Consider the following 16,938-nt stretch of genomic DNA (forward strand, 5'->3'; position numbering starts at 1 on the left):
ATGCGTTACAGAAAGAAATTTTGAGGCAGGGAAATCAGAGGAATGATGGGCAGGTCAACCGCCTGCCCATATAGAGGAAATCAGTACAGCAGACGAGCACGAATGGTTCCCGGCAGGGCTTTCATCGCCAGCAGCGCTTTCTCCGCTACATCTTCATCCGCTTCAATATCGATAACCACGTAACCTACCTGCGCGGACGTCTGCAGATACTGCGCGGCAATGTTGACACCCTGCTCGGCAAAAATCTGGTTTAGCGCGGTCAGTACGCCTGGGCGGTTTTCGTGAATGTGCATCAGACGACGACCACCGTGCAGCGGCAGCGAAACTTCCGGGAAGTTAACGGCAGACAGCGTAGAGCCATTGTCGGAATACTTCGTCAGTTTACCCGCCACTTCCAGGCCGATGTTTTCCTGCGCTTCCAGCGTGGAACCACCGATATGCGGCGTCAGGATCACGTTATCGAAATCACACAGTGGCGAGGTGAACGGATCGCTGTTAGATGCAGGCTCCGTTGGGAAGACGTCGATGGCCGCTCCCGCCAGATGTTTCGTTGCCAGCGCATCACACAGCGCAGGAATATCGACAACCGTTCCACGTGCAGCGTTGATCAGCAGTGCGCCTGGTTTCATCAGCGCAATCTCATGCGCGCCCATCAGATTTTTGGTGGAGGCGTTTTCCGGCACGTGGAGGCTGACCACATCGCTCATATTCAGCAGGTCGGAAAGATGCTGTACCTGCGTGGCGTTGCCCAGCGGCAGTTTATTTTCAATATCATAGAAATAAACGTGCATCCCCAGCGATTCCGCCAGAATGCCCAGCTGAGTACCAATGTGGCCGTAGCCGATAATCCCCAGTTTTTTGCCACGCGCTTCAAAAGAGCCGGTAGCCAGTTTATTCCACACGCCGCGGTGCGCTTTGGCGTTCGCTTCCGGCACGCCGCGTAGCAGTAGCAGAAGTTCGCCAATCACCAGTTCGGCAACGGAACGCGTGTTAGAGAATGGCGCGTTAAACACGGGGATCCCGCGTTTTGCCGCCGCGCTCAGATCAACCTGATTGGTGCCAATGCAGAAGCAGCCAATCGCGACCAGTTTCTCTGCGGCGTCAATCACATCTTCAGTCAGATGGGTTCGGGATCGCAGGCCAATGAAGTGGGCATCACGGATGGACTCTTTCAGCTGTTCAGTGTCCAGAGCGCCTTTATGAAACTCAATGTTGGTATAACCTGCTGCACGAAGGTTTTCGAGTGCTTTTTGGTGCACACCTTCAACCAGCAGAAATTTAATCTTATCTTTCTCCAGTGATACCTTTGCCATTTCCCGACCCTGTCTTTTTTTGTTCAAACTGATGTGTTGTGTGTGGGATTTTCATCCTCCTCTTCAACATATCAAAAAATAATATTGCGGCAATATGAACGTTTGCGTCGTCATGCTGAGGAAATGTCATTCAGCGGGAATTGTCAGAGGAAAATACTGGCGATAACTTTTTCTTTGGAGGGATCGGCAGGACAATATTATAAACGTGACACAAGTCACCAAATTTGCCCTGCCAAAATTTTTTTAACAGGAGAAGACTCTCCCGTCAGATCATTTTACGATAGTTTTCACGCCGTCCGGTGTGCCAATCAGCGCCACATCGGCACCACGATTGGCGAACAGACCCACGGTTACAACGCCCGGAATCGCATTGATGGCGTTTTCCATGGCCACGGCGTCAAGGATCTCCAGGCCGTGCACATCAAGGATAACGTTACCATTGTCAGTGACCACGCCCTGACGATATTCAGGACGACCGCCCAACTTCACCAGCTGACGTGCGACTGCGCTACGCGCCATTGGGATCACTTCCACCGGCAGCGGGAAGTTGCCAAGAATATCGACTTCTTTGGACGCGTCCGCGATGCAGATAAATTTCTTCGCCACGGAAGCAATGATTTTTTCACGCGTCAGCGCTGCGCCGCCGCCTTTGATCATCTGCATATGGCCGTTGATTTCATCCGCGCCATCAACGTATACGCCGAGGCTGTCCACTTCGTTAAGATCGAATACGTGGATACCAAGGCTTTTCAGTTTTTCAGTCGAGGCGTCCGAGCTGGACACTGCGCCTTCAATCTGACCTTTCATTGTGCCCAGCGCATCAATAAAGTGTGCGGCTGTTGAACCGGTACCTACGCCCACAATGGTGCCGGGCTGTACATACTGAAGTGCCGCCCATCCTACTGCTTTTTTCAGTTCATCCTGCGTCATGATCGTTTCGCCTGTGGTGTGAATATGGTGGGAAAATTCACGCGCATTATAGAACATTGTGCAGAAAAATGTTCCCACACCCGCAAGCTGGCGGCGGATTTCGTCTTTACCCAACCTAAAATTGTGTCATAGTGCAGAACAAGCAAAAATTTCAGGAGTGCGTCAGAGCAATGAAACGTCCGGACTACAGAACACTACAAGCACTGGATGCGGTTATTCGTGAACGAGGATTTGAGCGCGCAGCGCAAAAGCTGTGCATCACGCAATCCGCGGTTTCACAGCGCATAAAACAGCTTGAGAATATGTTCGGACAACCGCTGCTGGTGCGTACCGTCCCCCCGCGCCCTACCGAACAAGGACAAAAACTTCTGGCCCTGTTGCGCCAGGTTGAACTGCTGGAAGATGAGTGGCTGGGTGATGAACAAACCGGATCCACGCCACTGCTGCTCTCTCTGGCAGTGAACGCCGACAGCCTGGCAACCTGGTTACTTCCGGCGCTGGCGCCGGTACTGGCCAATTCACCGATTCGTCTGAACCTGCAGGTTGAAGATGAAACCCGGACCCAGGAACGTCTGCGCCGGGGTGAAGTAGTGGGTGCAGTGAGTATTCAGCATCAGGCGCTGCCAAGCTGCCTGGTGGATAAGCTCGGTGCGCTCGACTATCTTTTTGTTGGCTCCAAAGCGTTTGCCGAGCGCTATTTCCCGAACGGCGTCACTCGCTCTGCCCTACTGAAAGCCCCGGCGGTAGCGTTCGACCATCTTGATGATATGCACCAGGCCTTCCTGCAGCAGAACTTCGATTTGCCGCCGGGTAGTGTGCCATGCCACATCGTTAACTCATCCGAAGCCTTCGTTCAGCTGGCGCGTCAGGGCACGACCTGTTGTATGATCCCTCACCTGCAAATTGAAAAAGAGCTAGAAAGCGGTGAGCTTATCGACTTAACGCCAGGACTGTTCCAGCGCCGGATGCTCTACTGGCATCGCTTTGCACCGGAAAGCCGCATGATGCGCAACGTCACCGACGCTCTGCTGGCTTACGGTCACAACGTGCTGCGCCAGGATTAAACTGTTTATAGCCTCTGAGTGCCGGATGGCGGCGTAACGCCTTATCCGGCCTCCCCTCCTCTTACCGCTTTTTCATGTTATTCATGCCACGTCTTTGAAATACATCACAAAATCAAACACACCATGCGGCAAAAAACGACGCCCTGTTGGCTATTTTTTGCTGGCGACAAGCTGACGGAAAAAGCTCACCGTATTCGTAAAGATTCAACTTATTGCGTAATACGGAGCAAAAAATGGCAAACGTACAGGAGTGGCAAACACTCGCCAATAAAGAACTCAGTCGCCGGGAAAAAACCGTCGAATCTCTGGAAAGACAAACGGCGGAAGGGATTGCCATCAAGCCGCTGTATACCGAGGCCGATCTCGATAATCTGGAAGTAACAGGTACTCTCCCCGGCCTGCCGCCTTACGTGCGCGGCCCACGCGCCACCATGTATACCGCGCAGCCGTGGACCATTCGCCAGTACGCCGGTTTCTCAACTGCTAAAGAGTCGAATGCGTTTTATCGCCGCAACCTCGCTGCCGGACAAAAGGGGCTCTCCGTCGCGTTTGATCTTGCCACTCATCGTGGCTATGACTCTGACAACCCGCGCGTGGCGGGTGACGTCGGCAAAGCGGGCGTAGCGATCGATACCGTCGAAGATATGAAGATACTATTCGACCAGATTCCGCTGGATAAGATGTCGGTATCAATGACCATGAACGGCGCAGTGCTGCCGGTACTGGCGTTTTATATCGTCGCTGCAGAAGAACAAGGCGTAACACCGGAACAGCTCACCGGGACCATTCAGAACGATATTCTGAAAGAATACCTGTGTCGCAACACCTACATTTATCCGCCAAAACCTTCGATGCGCATTATCGCCGACATCATCGCCTGGTGTTCTGGCAACATGCCACGCTTTAATACCATCAGCATCAGCGGCTACCACATGGGCGAAGCTGGCGCGAACTGCGTGCAGCAGGTGGCATTTACGCTGGCTGACGGTATTGAATACATCAAAGCCGCACTCTCTGCAGGATTGAAAATTGATGACTTTGCCCCGCGCCTGTCATTCTTCTTCGGTATCGGCATGGATCTGTTCATGAACGTCGCCATGTTGCGCGCAGCGCGTTATTTGTGGAGCGAAGCGGTCAGCAGTTTTGGCGCGACCAACCCGAAATCCTTAGCCCTGCGCACCCACTGTCAGACATCCGGCTGGAGCCTGACCGAGCAGGATCCGTACAACAACGTCATTCGCACCACCATCGAAGCACTCGGCGCCACACTCGGCGGTACACAGTCTTTGCATACCAACGCCTTTGATGAAGCGCTCGGTCTGCCGACAGATTTCTCCGCGCGCATTGCGCGTAATACGCAGATCATCATTCAGGAAGAATCGGAGATCTGCCGCACCGTCGATCCGCTGGCCGGATCGTATTACGTCGAGTCGCTCACCGATCACATCGTTAAGCAGGCACGCACGATCATCAAACAGATCGATGAAGTCGGCGGCATGGCGAAAGCGATCGAAGCCGGGTTGCCGAAACGGATGATCGAAGAAGCCTCGGCACGTGAACAATCGCTGATCGACCAGGGCAAGCGCGTCATCGTTGGCGTGAACAAGTACAAGCTGGATAAAGAAGACGAGACGTCGGTGCTGGAGATCGACAACGTGAAGGTGCGTAACGAGCAGATTGCTTCGTTGCAGCATATCCGCGCAACGCGTGACAATGATGCCGTCAAAACTGCACTGTCAGCGCTGACCCACGCCGCACAGCACAATGAAAACCTGTTGGCCGCAGCGATTAACGCCGCCCGTGTTCGCGCCACGCTGGGCGAAATCTCCGACGCACTGGAGGTTGCCTTTGACCGCTATCTGGTTCCCAGCCAGTGCGTTACCGGCGTGATTGCGCAAAGCTATCACCAGTCTGATAAATCCGCCGATGAGTTTGACGCTATCGTTGCGCAAACTGAGCAATTTCTGGCTGAGCATGGCCGTCGCCCGCGCATTCTAATCGCCAAGATGGGCCAGGACGGCCACGATCGCGGCGCGAAGGTGATCGCCAGCGCCTACTCCGATCTCGGATTCGATGTTGATCTCAGCCCGATGTTCTCCACACCGGAAGAGATCGCCCGCCTGGCCGTAGAAAACGATGTGCATGTGATTGGTGCATCATCACTGGCAGCAGGTCATAAAACGCTAATCCCGGAACTGGTAACCGCGCTCAAAAACTGGGGGCGCGAAGATATTTGCGTGGTCGCGGGAGGGGTTATCCCGCCGCAGGATTACGCCTTCCTGCATGAGCGTGGCGTCGCTGCCATTTATGGCCCAGGTACGCCGATGCTCGACAGCGTCCGCGATGTGTTAACCCGCATTAGCCAACATCATGATTAACGCCGCCACGCTTGAGGATACCGTCCGGCGCCTGCGCCTGGGTGAGCGCGCCACGCTCGCGCAGGCGATGACGCTGGTCGAAAGTAGCCACCCGCGCCACCAGTCCCTGAGTACGCAATTACTGGACGCCATCATGCCGTTCACCGGTCATGCCCTGCGTCTGGGGATTACCGGTACGCCAGGCGCGGGCAAAAGTACCTTTCTGGAAGCGTTCGGTATGCTGCTCATCCGCCACGGATTACGGGTGGCAGTTATTGCAGTCGATCCCAGCAGCCCGGTTAGCGGCGGCAGCATTCTTGGCGATAAAACCAGGATGACCGAGCTGGCACGCGCAGAATCGGCGTTCATTCGCCCGGTGCCTTCCGGCGGGCATTTAGGCGGCGCCAGCCAGCGCGCGCGTGAGTTAATGCTGCTGTGCGAAGCGGCGGGCTTTGACGTGGTGATTGTGGAAACCGTCGGCGTCGGGCAGTCCGAAACCGAAGTGGCCCGGATGGTTGATTGTTTTATCTCGTTGCAGATTGCCGGTGGCGGTGACGATTTGCAGGGCATCAAAAAAGGCCTGATGGAGGTGGCGGATCTGATCGTCATCAACAAGGACGACGGTGATAACCGTAACCAGGTTGCCATCGCACGCCATATGTACGAATCCGCCCTGCATATTCTGCGCCGCAAGTATGACGAGTGGCAGCCGCAGGTTCTGACCTGTAGTGCGCTCGAAAAGCGAGGCATCGAGGAAATCTGGCAGACGATAACCGACTTCAAAACGCGTCTTACCACCAGCGGTCGGCTGGAAAAAGTGCGTCAAAAACAGGCAGTTGAGTGGATACAGAAACAAGCTGAAGAAGAAGCGCTGCATCTGCTGTTTGCCTGTGCGGACTTCGACCACTACTTCCAGCAAACGCTACAGTCCGTGAAAAACAATGATCTTTCGCCGCGCACCGGGCTGCGACACATCAGCGAATTTATCCAGCATCATTACTTTGAATAAAGAGAACATTATGTCTTATCAATACGTCAACGTTGTCATCATCCAGAAAGTCGCGGTCATTGAATTCAACTATGCCCGCAAGCTCAATGCCCTGAGCAAAGTATTTATCGACGATCTGATACAGGCGCTGAGCGATCTCAATCGTCCGGAAATTCGCTGCATTATTCTGCGCGCACCAAGCGGGGCAAAAGTGTTCTCTGCCGGGCATGACATTCATGAACTCCCAACCGGACGTCGCGATCCCCTCTCCTATGACGATCCGCTGCGTCAGATAACCCGCATGATCCAAAAATACCCGAAACCCGTGATTTCCATGGTTGAAGGCAGCGTCTGGGGTGGTGCATTTGAAATGATCATGAGCTCCGATCTGATTATCTCCGCTGAAACGTCCACCTTTTCGATGACGCCAGTCAACCTTGGTGTGCCCTATAACCTGGTGGGCATCCACAACCTGACCCGTGATGCAGGCTTTCACATCGTGAAAGAGCTGATTTTTACCGCCTCGCCCATTACAGCACAACGCGCCATGGCCGTCGGGATCCTTAACCATGTCGTCCCCGTCGACGAACTGGAAGATTTCACTTTGCAAATGGCGCACCACATCTCAGAAAAAGCGCCACTGGCGATCGCCGTTATCAAAGAAGAGCTACGCGTGCTGGGTGAAGCACACACCATGAATTCCGACGAGTTCGAGCGTATTCAGGGTATGCGTCGCGCGGTGTACGACAGCGAGGACTATCAGGAAGGGATGAATGCGTTTATGGAAAAACGTAAACCGAATTTTGTCGGCCACTAATTGCGGTCAGAGAAAGGAGAGAGCCATGAAACGGATGAGCGCTGAAGAAGCGGCAGAAATTATCCAACACGATGATATGGTGGCATTTAGCGGATTCACACCAGCAGGCTCACCAAAAGCATTGCCGACAGCGCTTGCCCGACGCGCCTGCGAACAGCATCAGGCCGGGCAACCCTTTCAGATTCGCTTGCTGACTGGGGCGTCAATCGGCGCTGCCGCTGACGATGCATTATCAGAGGCAGATGCCGTTTCCTGGCGTGCGCCTTATCAAACCTCCTCCGGCCTGCGCGAGAAAATTAACCAGGGCCAGGTGAGGTTTGTCGATCTCCATCTGAGTGAGGTTGCGCAGATGGTCAATTACGGCTTTTTTGGCGAGATCGATATTGCCGTTATTGAAGCTTCAGCCATCGCGCCAGATGGACGGATTTGGCTCACAAGCGGGATAGGCAATGCGCCAACCTGGCTGCTGCGGGCAAAAAAAGTGGTAATCGAACTGAACCACTACCATAACCCGCGCGTAGCAGAGCTTGCCGACATTGTTATTCCAGGCGCACCACCACGGCGGAACAGCGTGCCCATTTTTCATACCATGGATCGTGTCGGGACACAGTGCGTGCAGATAGACCCGAAAAAGGTCGTTGCGATAGTGGATACCGAACTGCCAGATGCCGGTAATGCGTCAGATAAAACCAACCCGGTCAGCCAACAAATAGCCGATAACGTGGTCACCTTTCTGCTGGCAGAAATGGCGCACAAGCGAATTCCACCTGAGTTTTTGCCCCTTCAGAGTGGCGTTGGCAATATCAATAACGCAGTGATGGCGCGACTGGGTGAGAACCCGGATATCCCGCCCTTTATGATGTATTCAGAGGTGTTGCAGGAATCGGTGGTGTATCTGCTGGAAACAGGGAAGGTAACCGGTGCCAGCGCCTCAAGCCTGACGATTTCCGCCCCATCGCTGCAGAAGATCTACGACAACATGGATTTCTTCACCAGCAGGATAGTGTTACGCCCGCAGGAGATCTCCAACAATCCGGAGATCATCCGTCGTCTGGGGGTTATTGCGCTTAATGTCGGCCTGGAGTTTGATATTTATGGTCATGCTAACTCCACGCATGTCGCGGGGGTCAATCTGATGAACGGTATTGGCGGCAGCGGCGATTTCGAACGTAACGCCTATCTGTCGATCTTTATGGCTCCGTCGATCGCCAAAGGCGGGAAAATATCCACTATTGTGCCGATGTGCAGCCATGTCGATCACAGCGAGCATAGTGTGAAAGTGATCATCACTGAACAGGGTATTGCCGATCTGCGCGGGTTATCTCCTCTGCAACGGGCACATACCATCATCGACAACTGTGCTCATCCCCTGTACCAGGACTACCTGCACCACTATCTGGAAAAAGCGCCCGGCGGGCATATTCATCACGATCTCAGTCATGCCTTTGATCTGCATAGAAATTTGATCGAGACCGGTTCCATGCTGGGTTAAGTTGCCGTACCGTCACGATCCTCAGCAATATGCTGCAGCATTGTGGCGGTGTAGCGATGGTTTTTCAGCGAATACAGAAACTCCTGCATATACATGGGACTGCCGGGCGCATCGAAATATTTCAGCGTCGACGGGTTCACCAGCCGCCAGGCGAAGTGAGGGATCACTGTCAAAAACTGCCCGCGCTCCACCGCGCTAATCTTGGCCATAAAGCTGTACGGACGATAGATTATCGTCGGGTTGATCCCACAGGGACGCATGTAAGCATCCAGCATCGCCTCAAAGTTGGCGCGATTCTGGAAGCGCATCTGCAACCAGGGCAGCTCACGCAGCAAATCCTGTGGCTGTTTTTCTTCGTAACGCCGGGATACCAGAAACCCCAGGCGTAACGGCGGTAATTCACTTACTGCCAGATTATCCAGCTCTTGCACCCGGGGAGACACATGTTGCGGCGAGATAATAAAATCAAGTTGTCGGTCGAACAGATTATCAATCACCCCATTTTCACTGAACTCGACAGCCTGGGCGCTGATACCATCGTACTTATCGCCAAGGCTAATCAGCTGGTCAAAAATAATGGTTGGGTAGGTGTTGTCGATGCCGATGACGATTTCCCGCGAGCGACGAGAGGCATTATGGATTTCGTTATCAATAGCAGATAGCCGCTGATAGACGGGAAATAATTTCTGATACAGCTCCTGACCGGCTTTGTTCAGACTGATGTTGTTATCTTTACGGGTAAACAGCGTATAGCCGATTTGATCTTCCAGTGCAGCAATGCTTTTGCCAAACGGCGATGCGGTCATGTGTATTTTTTCTGCCGCTCTGGCGATGTTATTCGTTTGCGCCAGCAGAATGAAATTACGCATCTTTTTCGAGATAAAAATATCCATAGTCACCTCATAAAATCACTACGGCATATCCTCATCAAGACAAAAAAAAGACTCGCGATGCAGTCGCATTTTTACAGTTGTTCACAGAAAAAACCCGGCGGATAAGCCGGGTCTGAAAAGATTACTGCGTTTTGGCAGGCGCTGCTGCTGGCTGACCCGCCGCGGGTTCGATCTGGAAGACCACATCAACCTGATCGTCAAACTGAATGACCGGCTGTTCGTAGGTTTCCTGAGCCGATGCAGCAGGTGCCGCGTCTGCCTTCATCATCCGTACCATCGGGCTCGGCTGATAATTGGAAACGTGGTAGCGCACACTGTACACCGGGCCAAGTTTGCTATTGAAGCCCGCCGCCAGCTGTTCAGCCTGATGAATGGCATCATCAATTGCGGCTTTACGCGCCTTGTCTTTGTAGGCATCTGGCTGAGCCACACCCAGCGATACCGAGCGGATCTCATTCAGACCCGCTTTCAGCGCGCCATCCAGCAGGGCGTTCAGCTTATCCAACTGACGCAGCGTAACCTCAACAGTACGTACCGCACGGTAGCCTTTCAGTACGCTTTTACCATTCTGGTAGTCGTAGTCCGGCTGTGTACGCAGATTGGCGGAGCTAATATCTTTCTTCGCTATCTGGTTTTGCTCAAGGAAGGAAAGATACTGCGCCACACGCTCGTCGGCTTGCTTTTTCGCAGATGCTGCATCCTTCGCCGCTACGTTCACTTCAATTGCCAGAGTGGCAATATCAGGTGTCGCATCGACGCTTGCCGTTCCGGAAGTCACGATGTGTGGTCCATTGGGCAATTCGTTTGCCTGTACCGATAGTGCGCTGAATCCGACTAATGCCGCCAGGGCGATGACTTTGAACTTCACTGTCGTTCCTCCATGTTACATATACCCCTAAACTCAGGGCGCATGCAGGCAAGCTTAGCCGATCTCGCCGCATTGTCCATCAGACAACACTTAGTTGAACAGCGCATGAACGTGCGCAACACCTTCTTTTGCCAGCTGAAAAGCGATAAACCACATCACTAATCCTACCAGCGTGTTGATAATGCGCTGGGCTTTAGCAGTACGCAGACGCGGGGCCAGCCAGGCCGCCAGCAGTGCCAGACCAAAGAACCACAGGAACGACGCGCTGACGGTTCCCAGTGCAAACCAGCGCTTAGGTTCCACATCCAGTTGGCCGCCAAGGCTGCCCAGCACGACAAAAGTATCCAAATAGACATGTGGGTTTAGCCAGGTTACCGCTAGCATGGTGGCGATGATTTTCCAGCGGCCCTGCTTCATCACCTCGGCACTGGCCAGCTCCAGGTTGCTGCTCATCGCCGTTTTTAACGCACCAAAGCCATACCAGAGTAAAAACGCCACCCCGCCCCAGGTCACCAGCGCCATCAACCACAGCGACTGCATCAACAAGGCACTACCACCAAAGATACCGGCACAGATAAGCACTAAGTCACTGATGGCGCAAAGTAAGGCAATCATGATGTGATACTGGCGACGAATACCCTGATTCATCACAAAAGCGTTCTGCGGTCCAAGTGGAAGGATCATGGCCGCGCCAAGCGCAAGACCTTGAAAATAATAAGATATCACGTTATTTATCCCGAGCTATTTCTCTTAAGCGCAGACTATAGCGCGGGAAAATCATTAGCGGAAATTGATAATATTAATCAGGGATAAGAGGAATTAATAGCTGGAGGGAAAATGCCGGATGGCGGCTTGTGCCTGATCCGGCCTACAGTATAGAAATCTGAGTAGGCCGGATAAGCGAAGCGCCATCCGGCACCGTAGTACGGAAAAGATTACTCGGCCGCGCGCTCTTTCACGCGCTTAAAATTCACATCCATCTGCGGATATGGGAAGCTGATACCGTTGGCATCGAACTCACGTTTAATACGCTCCAGCACATCCCAGTAAACACTTTGCAGGTCGCCGCTGTTACTCCAGACACGTACCACAAAGTTAATGGAGGAAGCCCCCAGCTCATTCAGGCGCACCGTCATTTCACGATCTTTCAGGATACGCTCGTCAGACTGGATGATATCGGTAAGGATTTTCTTCACCTGATCGATATCGGAATCGTAGGCTACACCGATAATAAATTCGTTACGGCGAACCGGTTCACGAGAGAAGTTGATGATATTCCCGGCGATGATTTTGCCGTTTGGGATCACAACAATCTTGCCATCCACGGTACGCATGGTAGTGGAGAATATCTGCACGTTAAGCACGGTTCCGGCTACGCCGCCGAGGTCAACATACTCACTCGCACGGAACGGGCGGAACATCACCAGCAGTACGCCAGCGGCAAGGTTCGACAACGAACCTTGTAATGCCAGACCAACGGCTAAACCTGCCGCACCGAGAACGGCAATCACCGAAGCCGTCTGCACCCCAACGCGTCCGAGGGCGGCAATCAGCGTGAACGCAATGATCCCGTAGCGCACCAGCGCAGAGAGGAAGTCGGCTACGGTCGCATCAATCTTACGCGCTACCATCAGGCGGTTAACCGTGTTCGAAACGATTCGCGCCACAATCATACCGATAATAACAATGGCGATGGCCGCAACGATGTTGACGGCATAGCTCAGCAGCAGTTCCTGGTTGCGGACCAGCCAGGTGCCCGCACCGTTTATGCTGTCGACAACATTCAAATCTTCCATTTACTATTCCTTTTTTGCTTACCCAAACGGGAGAAATAAAGCCACCCCACCGGGGCGGGCAACCTGACAAGGGTAAACAATAAACCCGAATTTTGCCAAACAGATCACAGAATTCTCTGTCAGCAGCACATTGAAATGGCAATAAAAAAGGCCCGCATATGCGGGCCTCATGTCACGTAGAACGGCGTAAATTACAGAACGTCAACCGCGTTCAGTTCTTTGAAAGCCTGTTCCAGACGGGTGATCATGGTTGCCTGACCAGCACGCAGCCATACGCGCGGATCGTAGTATTTCTTGTTCGGCTGATCTTCGCCTTTCGGGTTGCCCAGCTGACCCTGCAGGTAAGCTTCGTTGGCTTTGTAGTAGTTCAGAACGCCTTCCCAGGTAGCCCATTGGGTATCGGTATCGATGTTCATTTTCACTACACCGTAGCTTACGGAGTCTTTGATTTCCTGAGCAGTAGAACCGGAACCGCCGTGGAACACGAAGTTCAGGCTGTTGTGCGGCAGGTTATGTTTCTTAGAAACATAGTCCTGAGAATCGCGCAGGATGGTCGGAGTCAGAACCACGTTGCCTGGCTTGTACACACCGTGTACGTTACCGAAGGAAGCAGCGATGGTGAAACGCGGGCTGATTTTGCTCAGCTCGGTGTACGCATAATCAACGTCTTCCGGCTGGGTGTACAGGGCAGAAGCGTCCATGTGGCTGTTGTCCACGCCGTCTTCTTCACCACCGGTGCAACCCAGTTCGATTTCCAGAGTCATGCCCATTTTGGACATACGCGCCAGATATTTGGAGCAGATTTCGATGTTCTCTTCCAGAGACTCTTCAGACAGGTCGATCATGTGAGAAGAGAACAGCGGTTTGCCCGTTGCAGCAAAGTGTTTTTCACCCGCGTCCAGCAGACCGTCGATCCACGGCAGCAGTTTCTTCGCGCAGTGGTCAGTGTGCAGGATAACCGGAACACCGTAGTGTTCAGCCATCTGGTGAACGTGATGTGCGCCAGAGATAGCACCCAGGATTGCAGCGCCCTGAGGAACGTCGGACTTCACGCCTTTACCCGCGATGAAAGAAGCACCACCGTTGGAGAACTGTACGATTACCGGCGCTTTAACTTTTGCAGCGGTTTCCAGAACGGCGTTAATGGAGTCGGTACCAACGCAGTTAACAGCTGGCAGAGCAAAGTTGTTTTCTTTAGCTACCTGGAAAACTTTCTGAACGTCGTCGCCAGTGATGACGCCCGGTTTTACGAAATCAAAAATTTTAGACATGTTACGTAGTCCTGTATCTGTATCTTCGACCGTTGAAGAAGGTTCGCGAGCGTTTAAGCGCGCTGAAAAACAGGCGGGTCACCCCGCCTGAACTGAATTACTTCTTAGCGCGCTCTTCGAGCATCGCTACTGCTGGCAGGACTTTGCCTTCCACGAATTCGAGGAATGCGCCGCCGCCAGTAGAGATGTAGGAGATTTTGTCAGCAATACCGAACAGGTCGATTGCTGCCAGGGTGTCACCGCCGCCTGCGATAGAGAACGCTTCGCTGTCTGCGATCGCGTTAGCAACGATTTCAGTACCTTTGCGGAAGTTCGGGAATTCAAACACACCAACCGGGCCGTTCCACAGAATGGTTTTCGCATTCTTCAGGATGTCAGCCAGTTGCTGTGCAGAAGCGTCGCCGATATCCAGAATTTGCTCGTCTTCTTTCACATCGCTAACGGATTTCAGCGTAGCCGGTGCAGTTTCAGAGAATTCAGTCGCTACGCGAACGTCAGTCGGAACCGGGATGTCACAAGTGGTCAGCAGACGCTTAGCTTCATCAACCAGGTCAGCTTCGTACAGGGATTTACCCACGTTGTGGCCTTGAGCGGCAACGAAGGTGTTCGCGATACCACCGCCTACGATCAACTGGTCGGCGATTTTAGACAGGGAGTCCAGAACAGTCAGTTTGGTAGAGACTTTAGAACCACCAACAATAGCCACCATCGGACGAGCAGGTTCTTTCAGTGCTTTACCCAGTGCATCCAGCTCAGCTGCCAGCAGCGGACCCGCACACGCTACATCAGCGAATTTACCGATACCGTGAGTGGAAGCCTGTGCACGGTGAGCCGTGCCGAAAGCGTCCATTACGAATACATCGCACAGTGCGGCATATTTTTTGGACAGCGCTTCGTCGTCTTTCTTCTCGCCTTTGTTGAAGCGAACGTTTTCCAGAACAACCAGTTCACCGGCAGCGACTTCAACGCCGTCCAGGTAATCTTTAACCAGGCGAACCGGAGCAGACAGTTTGTCTTTCAGGTAGTTAACAACCGGCAGCAGAGAGAATTCTTCGTTGTACTCGCCTTCGGTAGGACGACCCAGGTGGGAAGTTACCATCACTTTTGCGCCCTGCTTCAGTGCCAGCTCGATGGTTGGCAGAGAGGCACGAATACGCGCATCGCTGGTTACTTTCCCTTCTTTAACTGGTACGTTCAGATCCGCACGGATAAAAACACGTTTACCAGCAAGATCCAGATCGGTCATCTTAATTACAGACATGGTGAATCCTCTCGTTGATTCTTAAAGTTTTGCAAGCGCTCACGCGCCTTACCTGAAACCAATAGCAGCCATCGCTAACGTTGTGTCGAGCATACGGTTAGCAAAGCCCCATTCATTATCGCACCAGACCAGGGTCTTGATCAGGTGAGCGCCACTCACGCGCGTTTGCGTACCATCAACGATGGCGCTGTGCGGGTCGTGGTTAAAATCTACAGAGACCAACGGTAATTCCGTATAGTCAACTATACCATGAAATGCACCTTGTGCTGCTTTTTGCAGCAACTGGTTGACTTCACTGGCTTTTACCGGTTTTTTCACCGTCACGCTTAAGTCGATCGCCGTCACATTAATGGTCGGTACACGTACCGCAATCGCTTCAAAACGATCGTTAAATTGCGGAAAAATTCGTGTGATACCCGCCGCCAGTTTGGTATCAACCGGGATGATCGACTGGCTAGCCGCTCGCGTGCGGCGCAGGTCAGGATGATAAGCATCAATAACCTGCTGATCGTGCATCGCGGAGTGGATCGTCGTGACGGTACCAGACTCGATGCCGTAAGCATCATCCAGCAATTTAATGACGGGAATTATACAATTCGTGGTGCAGGAGGCGTTGGAGACGATCCGGTGCTCAGCGCGCAGTTGATCCTGGTTAACGCCAAACACAACGGTTGCGTCGATGTCGTGACTGCCAGGATGTGAAAAGAGCACTTTTTTAGCACCAGCGGCAATGTGCGCCTCGCCGTGTTCGCGGTTGCCGAAGACACCTGTGCAGTCCAGCACAACGTCGACGCCCAATTCACGCCACGGAAGCGCATCAAGGGTTCGCTCATGCAGAATGCGAATCGCGTCATCGCCAACGATGAGCTGGTCACGTTCCTGACGAACATCCCAGGCAAAACGCCCATGGCTGGTGTCATATTTCAACAAATGCGCCATGCCTGCGGCATCCGCCAGTTCGTTGATAGCCACCACGGTGATTTCCGCCCGACGCCCGGATTCATACAAAGCACGAACCACGTTACGTCCGATGCGACCGAAACCATTAATCGCTACGCGTACGGTCATAGGTCTCCTGCAAGGATTTCTCAGAAACGATGTGGCTGACAGAGTAATGCAGCAAACCGCTCAGGGAAACCTTACCTGTCGCAAACTGCGACTAATTGATTAATTGTCGAACATTTAATCGACTGAAACGCTTCAGCTAGAATAAGCGAAACAAGGAATAAAAGGAATGATTGTCCAGCAACAGAACACAGTTATCTGACTTGCGTCACATTTTAAAGCCCTTCAGTGCTAAATTTATTCCATATTCCAGAATTGCGAATAAGCGTAGCAAGATTATTTCGTTGCCGTGTCACAAATCCTGATTTATATCAGAAAGCTCCCTAACCTGCGTCTATATTATCAGCGCTACGTCCGAGTCTCGGAGTCCCTCAATAATGGCTACATTCAATCCTCAATCATCTGAAGCTCGCTTTCATGCGCTGCGTTTGTTACCCGGTCAGGAAGTCTTTTCTCAGCTACATGCCTTTGTCCAACAACACCAGTTGCAGGCGGCATGGATAGCAGGTTGTACCGGAAGCCTGACCAACGTCGCGTTACGCTACGCCGGGCGCGAAGAAACCACATTACTCACCGGTACCTGGGAAGTCATCTCCCTGAACGGCACACTGGAACTTACTGGCGAACACCTCCATCTTGCGGTGTCCGATCCACAAGGCGCCATGCTGGGGGGCCACATGATGGCAGGCTGTACTGTGCGAACCACACTGGAACTGGTCATTGGCGAGCTAACAAGTCTGGCATTTAGTCGTCAACCCTGCGCCGTTTCCGGTTATGACGAACTGGTTATTTCATCCCGCTAACGCTTCACTTAAAAGAGGTC

15 protein-coding genes are annotated in these 16,938 nt (G+C 52.9%); 6 read left to right on the plus strand and 9 right to left on the minus strand.

What is annotated here, in order from left to right:
- Positions 1–80 precede the first annotated feature (80 nt).
- Positions 81–1,313 carry a phosphoglycerate dehydrogenase gene (gene serA, locus QMN38_RS21130; RefSeq protein WP_137382644.1) on the minus strand — a complete coding sequence of 411 codons (1,233 nt, stop codon included), beginning with the start codon at positions 1,311–1,313 and terminating at the stop codon, positions 81–83.
- 270 nt (positions 1,314–1,583) lie between these two features.
- On the minus strand, positions 1,584–2,243 hold the full coding sequence (gene rpiA, locus QMN38_RS21135; protein WP_003026986.1) for a ribose-5-phosphate isomerase RpiA: 660 nt from the start codon (positions 2,241–2,243) through the stop codon (positions 1,584–1,586).
- A gap of 170 nt (positions 2,244–2,413) precedes the next feature.
- On the opposite strand from rpiA, the gene argP reads away from it, so the two are divergent.
- The 5 genes from argP (at position 2,414) to QMN38_RS21160 (ending at position 8,961) form a co-directional block, all read left to right on the plus strand.
- Entirely contained in the window at positions 2,414–3,307 is an 894-nt protein-coding gene (argP, locus tag QMN38_RS21140; protein ID WP_032940465.1) for a DNA-binding transcriptional regulator ArgP, read from the plus strand.
- A 233-nt stretch (positions 3,308–3,540) separates the two neighbouring features.
- Positions 3,541–5,685 (plus strand): methylmalonyl-CoA mutase, encoded by a 2,145-nt coding sequence (gene scpA / locus QMN38_RS21145; RefSeq protein WP_323605928.1) that lies wholly within the window; start codon positions 3,541–3,543, stop codon positions 5,683–5,685.
- On the plus strand, positions 5,678–6,673 hold the full coding sequence (gene meaB / locus QMN38_RS21150) for a methylmalonyl Co-A mutase-associated GTPase MeaB (RefSeq protein ID WP_323605929.1): 996 nt from the start codon (positions 5,678–5,680) through the stop codon (positions 6,671–6,673). Before scpA ends, meaB begins: the two co-directional genes overlap by 8 nt.
- A gap of 10 nt (positions 6,674–6,683) precedes the next feature.
- Complete coding sequence (gene scpB / locus QMN38_RS21155; RefSeq protein WP_137382640.1) at positions 6,684–7,469, plus strand: methylmalonyl-CoA decarboxylase; 786 nt, start codon at positions 6,684–6,686, stop codon at positions 7,467–7,469.
- 25 nt (positions 7,470–7,494) lie between these two features.
- Positions 7,495–8,961: an acetyl-CoA hydrolase/transferase family protein gene (locus QMN38_RS21160; protein WP_323605931.1), complete on the plus strand. Its 1,467-nt coding sequence runs from the start codon at positions 7,495–7,497 to the stop codon at positions 8,959–8,961.
- On the opposite strand, the gene srsR is transcribed toward QMN38_RS21160, so the two are convergent.
- The 7 genes from srsR to epd all read right to left on the minus strand — a co-directional run bounded on the left by srsR (position 8,958) and on the right by epd (position 16,118).
- Positions 8,958–9,854 carry a LysR family transcriptional regulator SrsR gene (srsR, locus tag QMN38_RS21165; RefSeq protein WP_137382638.1) on the minus strand — a complete coding sequence of 299 codons (897 nt, stop codon included), beginning with the start codon at positions 9,852–9,854 and terminating at the stop codon, positions 8,958–8,960. The two genes, QMN38_RS21160 and srsR, sit on opposite strands and share 4 nt — an antisense overlap.
- Before the next feature lie 121 nt (positions 9,855–9,975).
- Positions 9,976–10,722 (minus strand): oxidative stress defense protein, encoded by a 747-nt coding sequence (locus tag QMN38_RS21170; protein WP_137382637.1) that lies wholly within the window; start codon positions 10,720–10,722, stop codon positions 9,976–9,978.
- A gap of 90 nt (positions 10,723–10,812) precedes the next feature.
- Entirely contained in the window at positions 10,813–11,448 is a 636-nt protein-coding gene (gene argO, locus QMN38_RS21175; protein WP_323605934.1) for an arginine exporter ArgO, read from the minus strand.
- A 209-nt stretch (positions 11,449–11,657) separates the two neighbouring features.
- Complete coding sequence (locus QMN38_RS21180; RefSeq protein WP_137382635.1) at positions 11,658–12,518, minus strand: small-conductance mechanosensitive channel MscS; 861 nt, start codon at positions 12,516–12,518, stop codon at positions 11,658–11,660.
- Positions 12,519–12,709: 191 nt separating this feature from the next.
- Positions 12,710–13,789: a class II fructose-bisphosphate aldolase gene (gene fbaA, locus QMN38_RS21185; RefSeq protein ID WP_003027029.1), complete on the minus strand. Its 1,080-nt coding sequence runs from the start codon at positions 13,787–13,789 to the stop codon at positions 12,710–12,712.
- 97 nt (positions 13,790–13,886) lie between these two features.
- A complete protein-coding gene (pgk, locus tag QMN38_RS21190) occupies positions 13,887–15,050 on the minus strand; it encodes a phosphoglycerate kinase (RefSeq protein ID WP_003027032.1) in 1,164 nt (387 codons plus the stop codon).
- Between the two features lie 48 nt (positions 15,051–15,098).
- On the minus strand, positions 15,099–16,118 hold the full coding sequence (gene epd, locus QMN38_RS21195) for an erythrose-4-phosphate dehydrogenase (RefSeq protein WP_271441207.1): 1,020 nt from the start codon (positions 16,116–16,118) through the stop codon (positions 15,099–15,101).
- 374 nt (positions 16,119–16,492) lie between these two features.
- On the opposite strand from epd, the gene QMN38_RS21200 reads away from it, so the two are divergent.
- A complete protein-coding gene (locus QMN38_RS21200) occupies positions 16,493–16,918 on the plus strand; it encodes a PPC domain-containing DNA-binding protein (protein ID WP_137382633.1) in 426 nt (141 codons plus the stop codon).
- The last annotated feature ends 20 nt before the right edge of the window (positions 16,919–16,938 follow it).

It is taken from the genome of Citrobacter sp. R-1.5.2 (assembly GCF_035064245.1).
Lineage (GTDB): Bacteria > Pseudomonadota > Gammaproteobacteria > Enterobacterales > Enterobacteriaceae > Citrobacter.

Excerpts from the sequence above, each read along its gene's own strand:
- meaB (WP_323605929.1), top strand. The coding sequence starts at position 5,678 with ATGATTAACGCCGCCACGCTTGAGGATACCGTCCGGCGCCTGCGCCTG.
- argP (WP_032940465.1), top strand. The coding sequence starts at position 2,414 with ATGAAACGTCCGGACTACAGAACACTACAAGCACTGGATGCGGTTATT.
- QMN38_RS21200 (WP_137382633.1), top strand. The coding sequence starts at position 16,493 with ATGGCTACATTCAATCCTCAATCATCTGAAGCTCGCTTTCATGCGCTG.
- rpiA (WP_003026986.1), bottom strand. The coding sequence starts at position 2,243 with ATGACGCAGGATGAACTGAAAAAAGCAGTAGGATGGGCGGCACTTCAG.
- srsR (WP_137382638.1), bottom strand. The coding sequence starts at position 9,854 with ATGGATATTTTTATCTCGAAAAAGATGCGTAATTTCATTCTGCTGGCG.
- epd (WP_271441207.1), bottom strand. The coding sequence starts at position 16,118 with ATGACCGTACGCGTAGCGATTAATGGTTTCGGTCGCATCGGACGTAAC.
- fbaA (WP_003027029.1), bottom strand. The coding sequence starts at position 13,789 with ATGTCTAAAATTTTTGATTTCGTAAAACCGGGCGTCATCACTGGCGAC.
- QMN38_RS21160 (WP_323605931.1), top strand. The coding sequence starts at position 7,495 with ATGAAACGGATGAGCGCTGAAGAAGCGGCAGAAATTATCCAACACGAT.
- serA (WP_137382644.1), bottom strand. The coding sequence starts at position 1,313 with ATGGCAAAGGTATCACTGGAGAAAGATAAGATTAAATTTCTGCTGGTT.
- scpB (WP_137382640.1), top strand. The coding sequence starts at position 6,684 with ATGTCTTATCAATACGTCAACGTTGTCATCATCCAGAAAGTCGCGGTC.
- scpA (WP_323605928.1), top strand. The coding sequence starts at position 3,541 with ATGGCAAACGTACAGGAGTGGCAAACACTCGCCAATAAAGAACTCAGT.
- pgk (WP_003027032.1), bottom strand. The coding sequence starts at position 15,050 with ATGTCTGTAATTAAGATGACCGATCTGGATCTTGCTGGTAAACGTGTT.
- QMN38_RS21180 (WP_137382635.1), bottom strand. The coding sequence starts at position 12,518 with ATGGAAGATTTGAATGTTGTCGACAGCATAAACGGTGCGGGCACCTGG.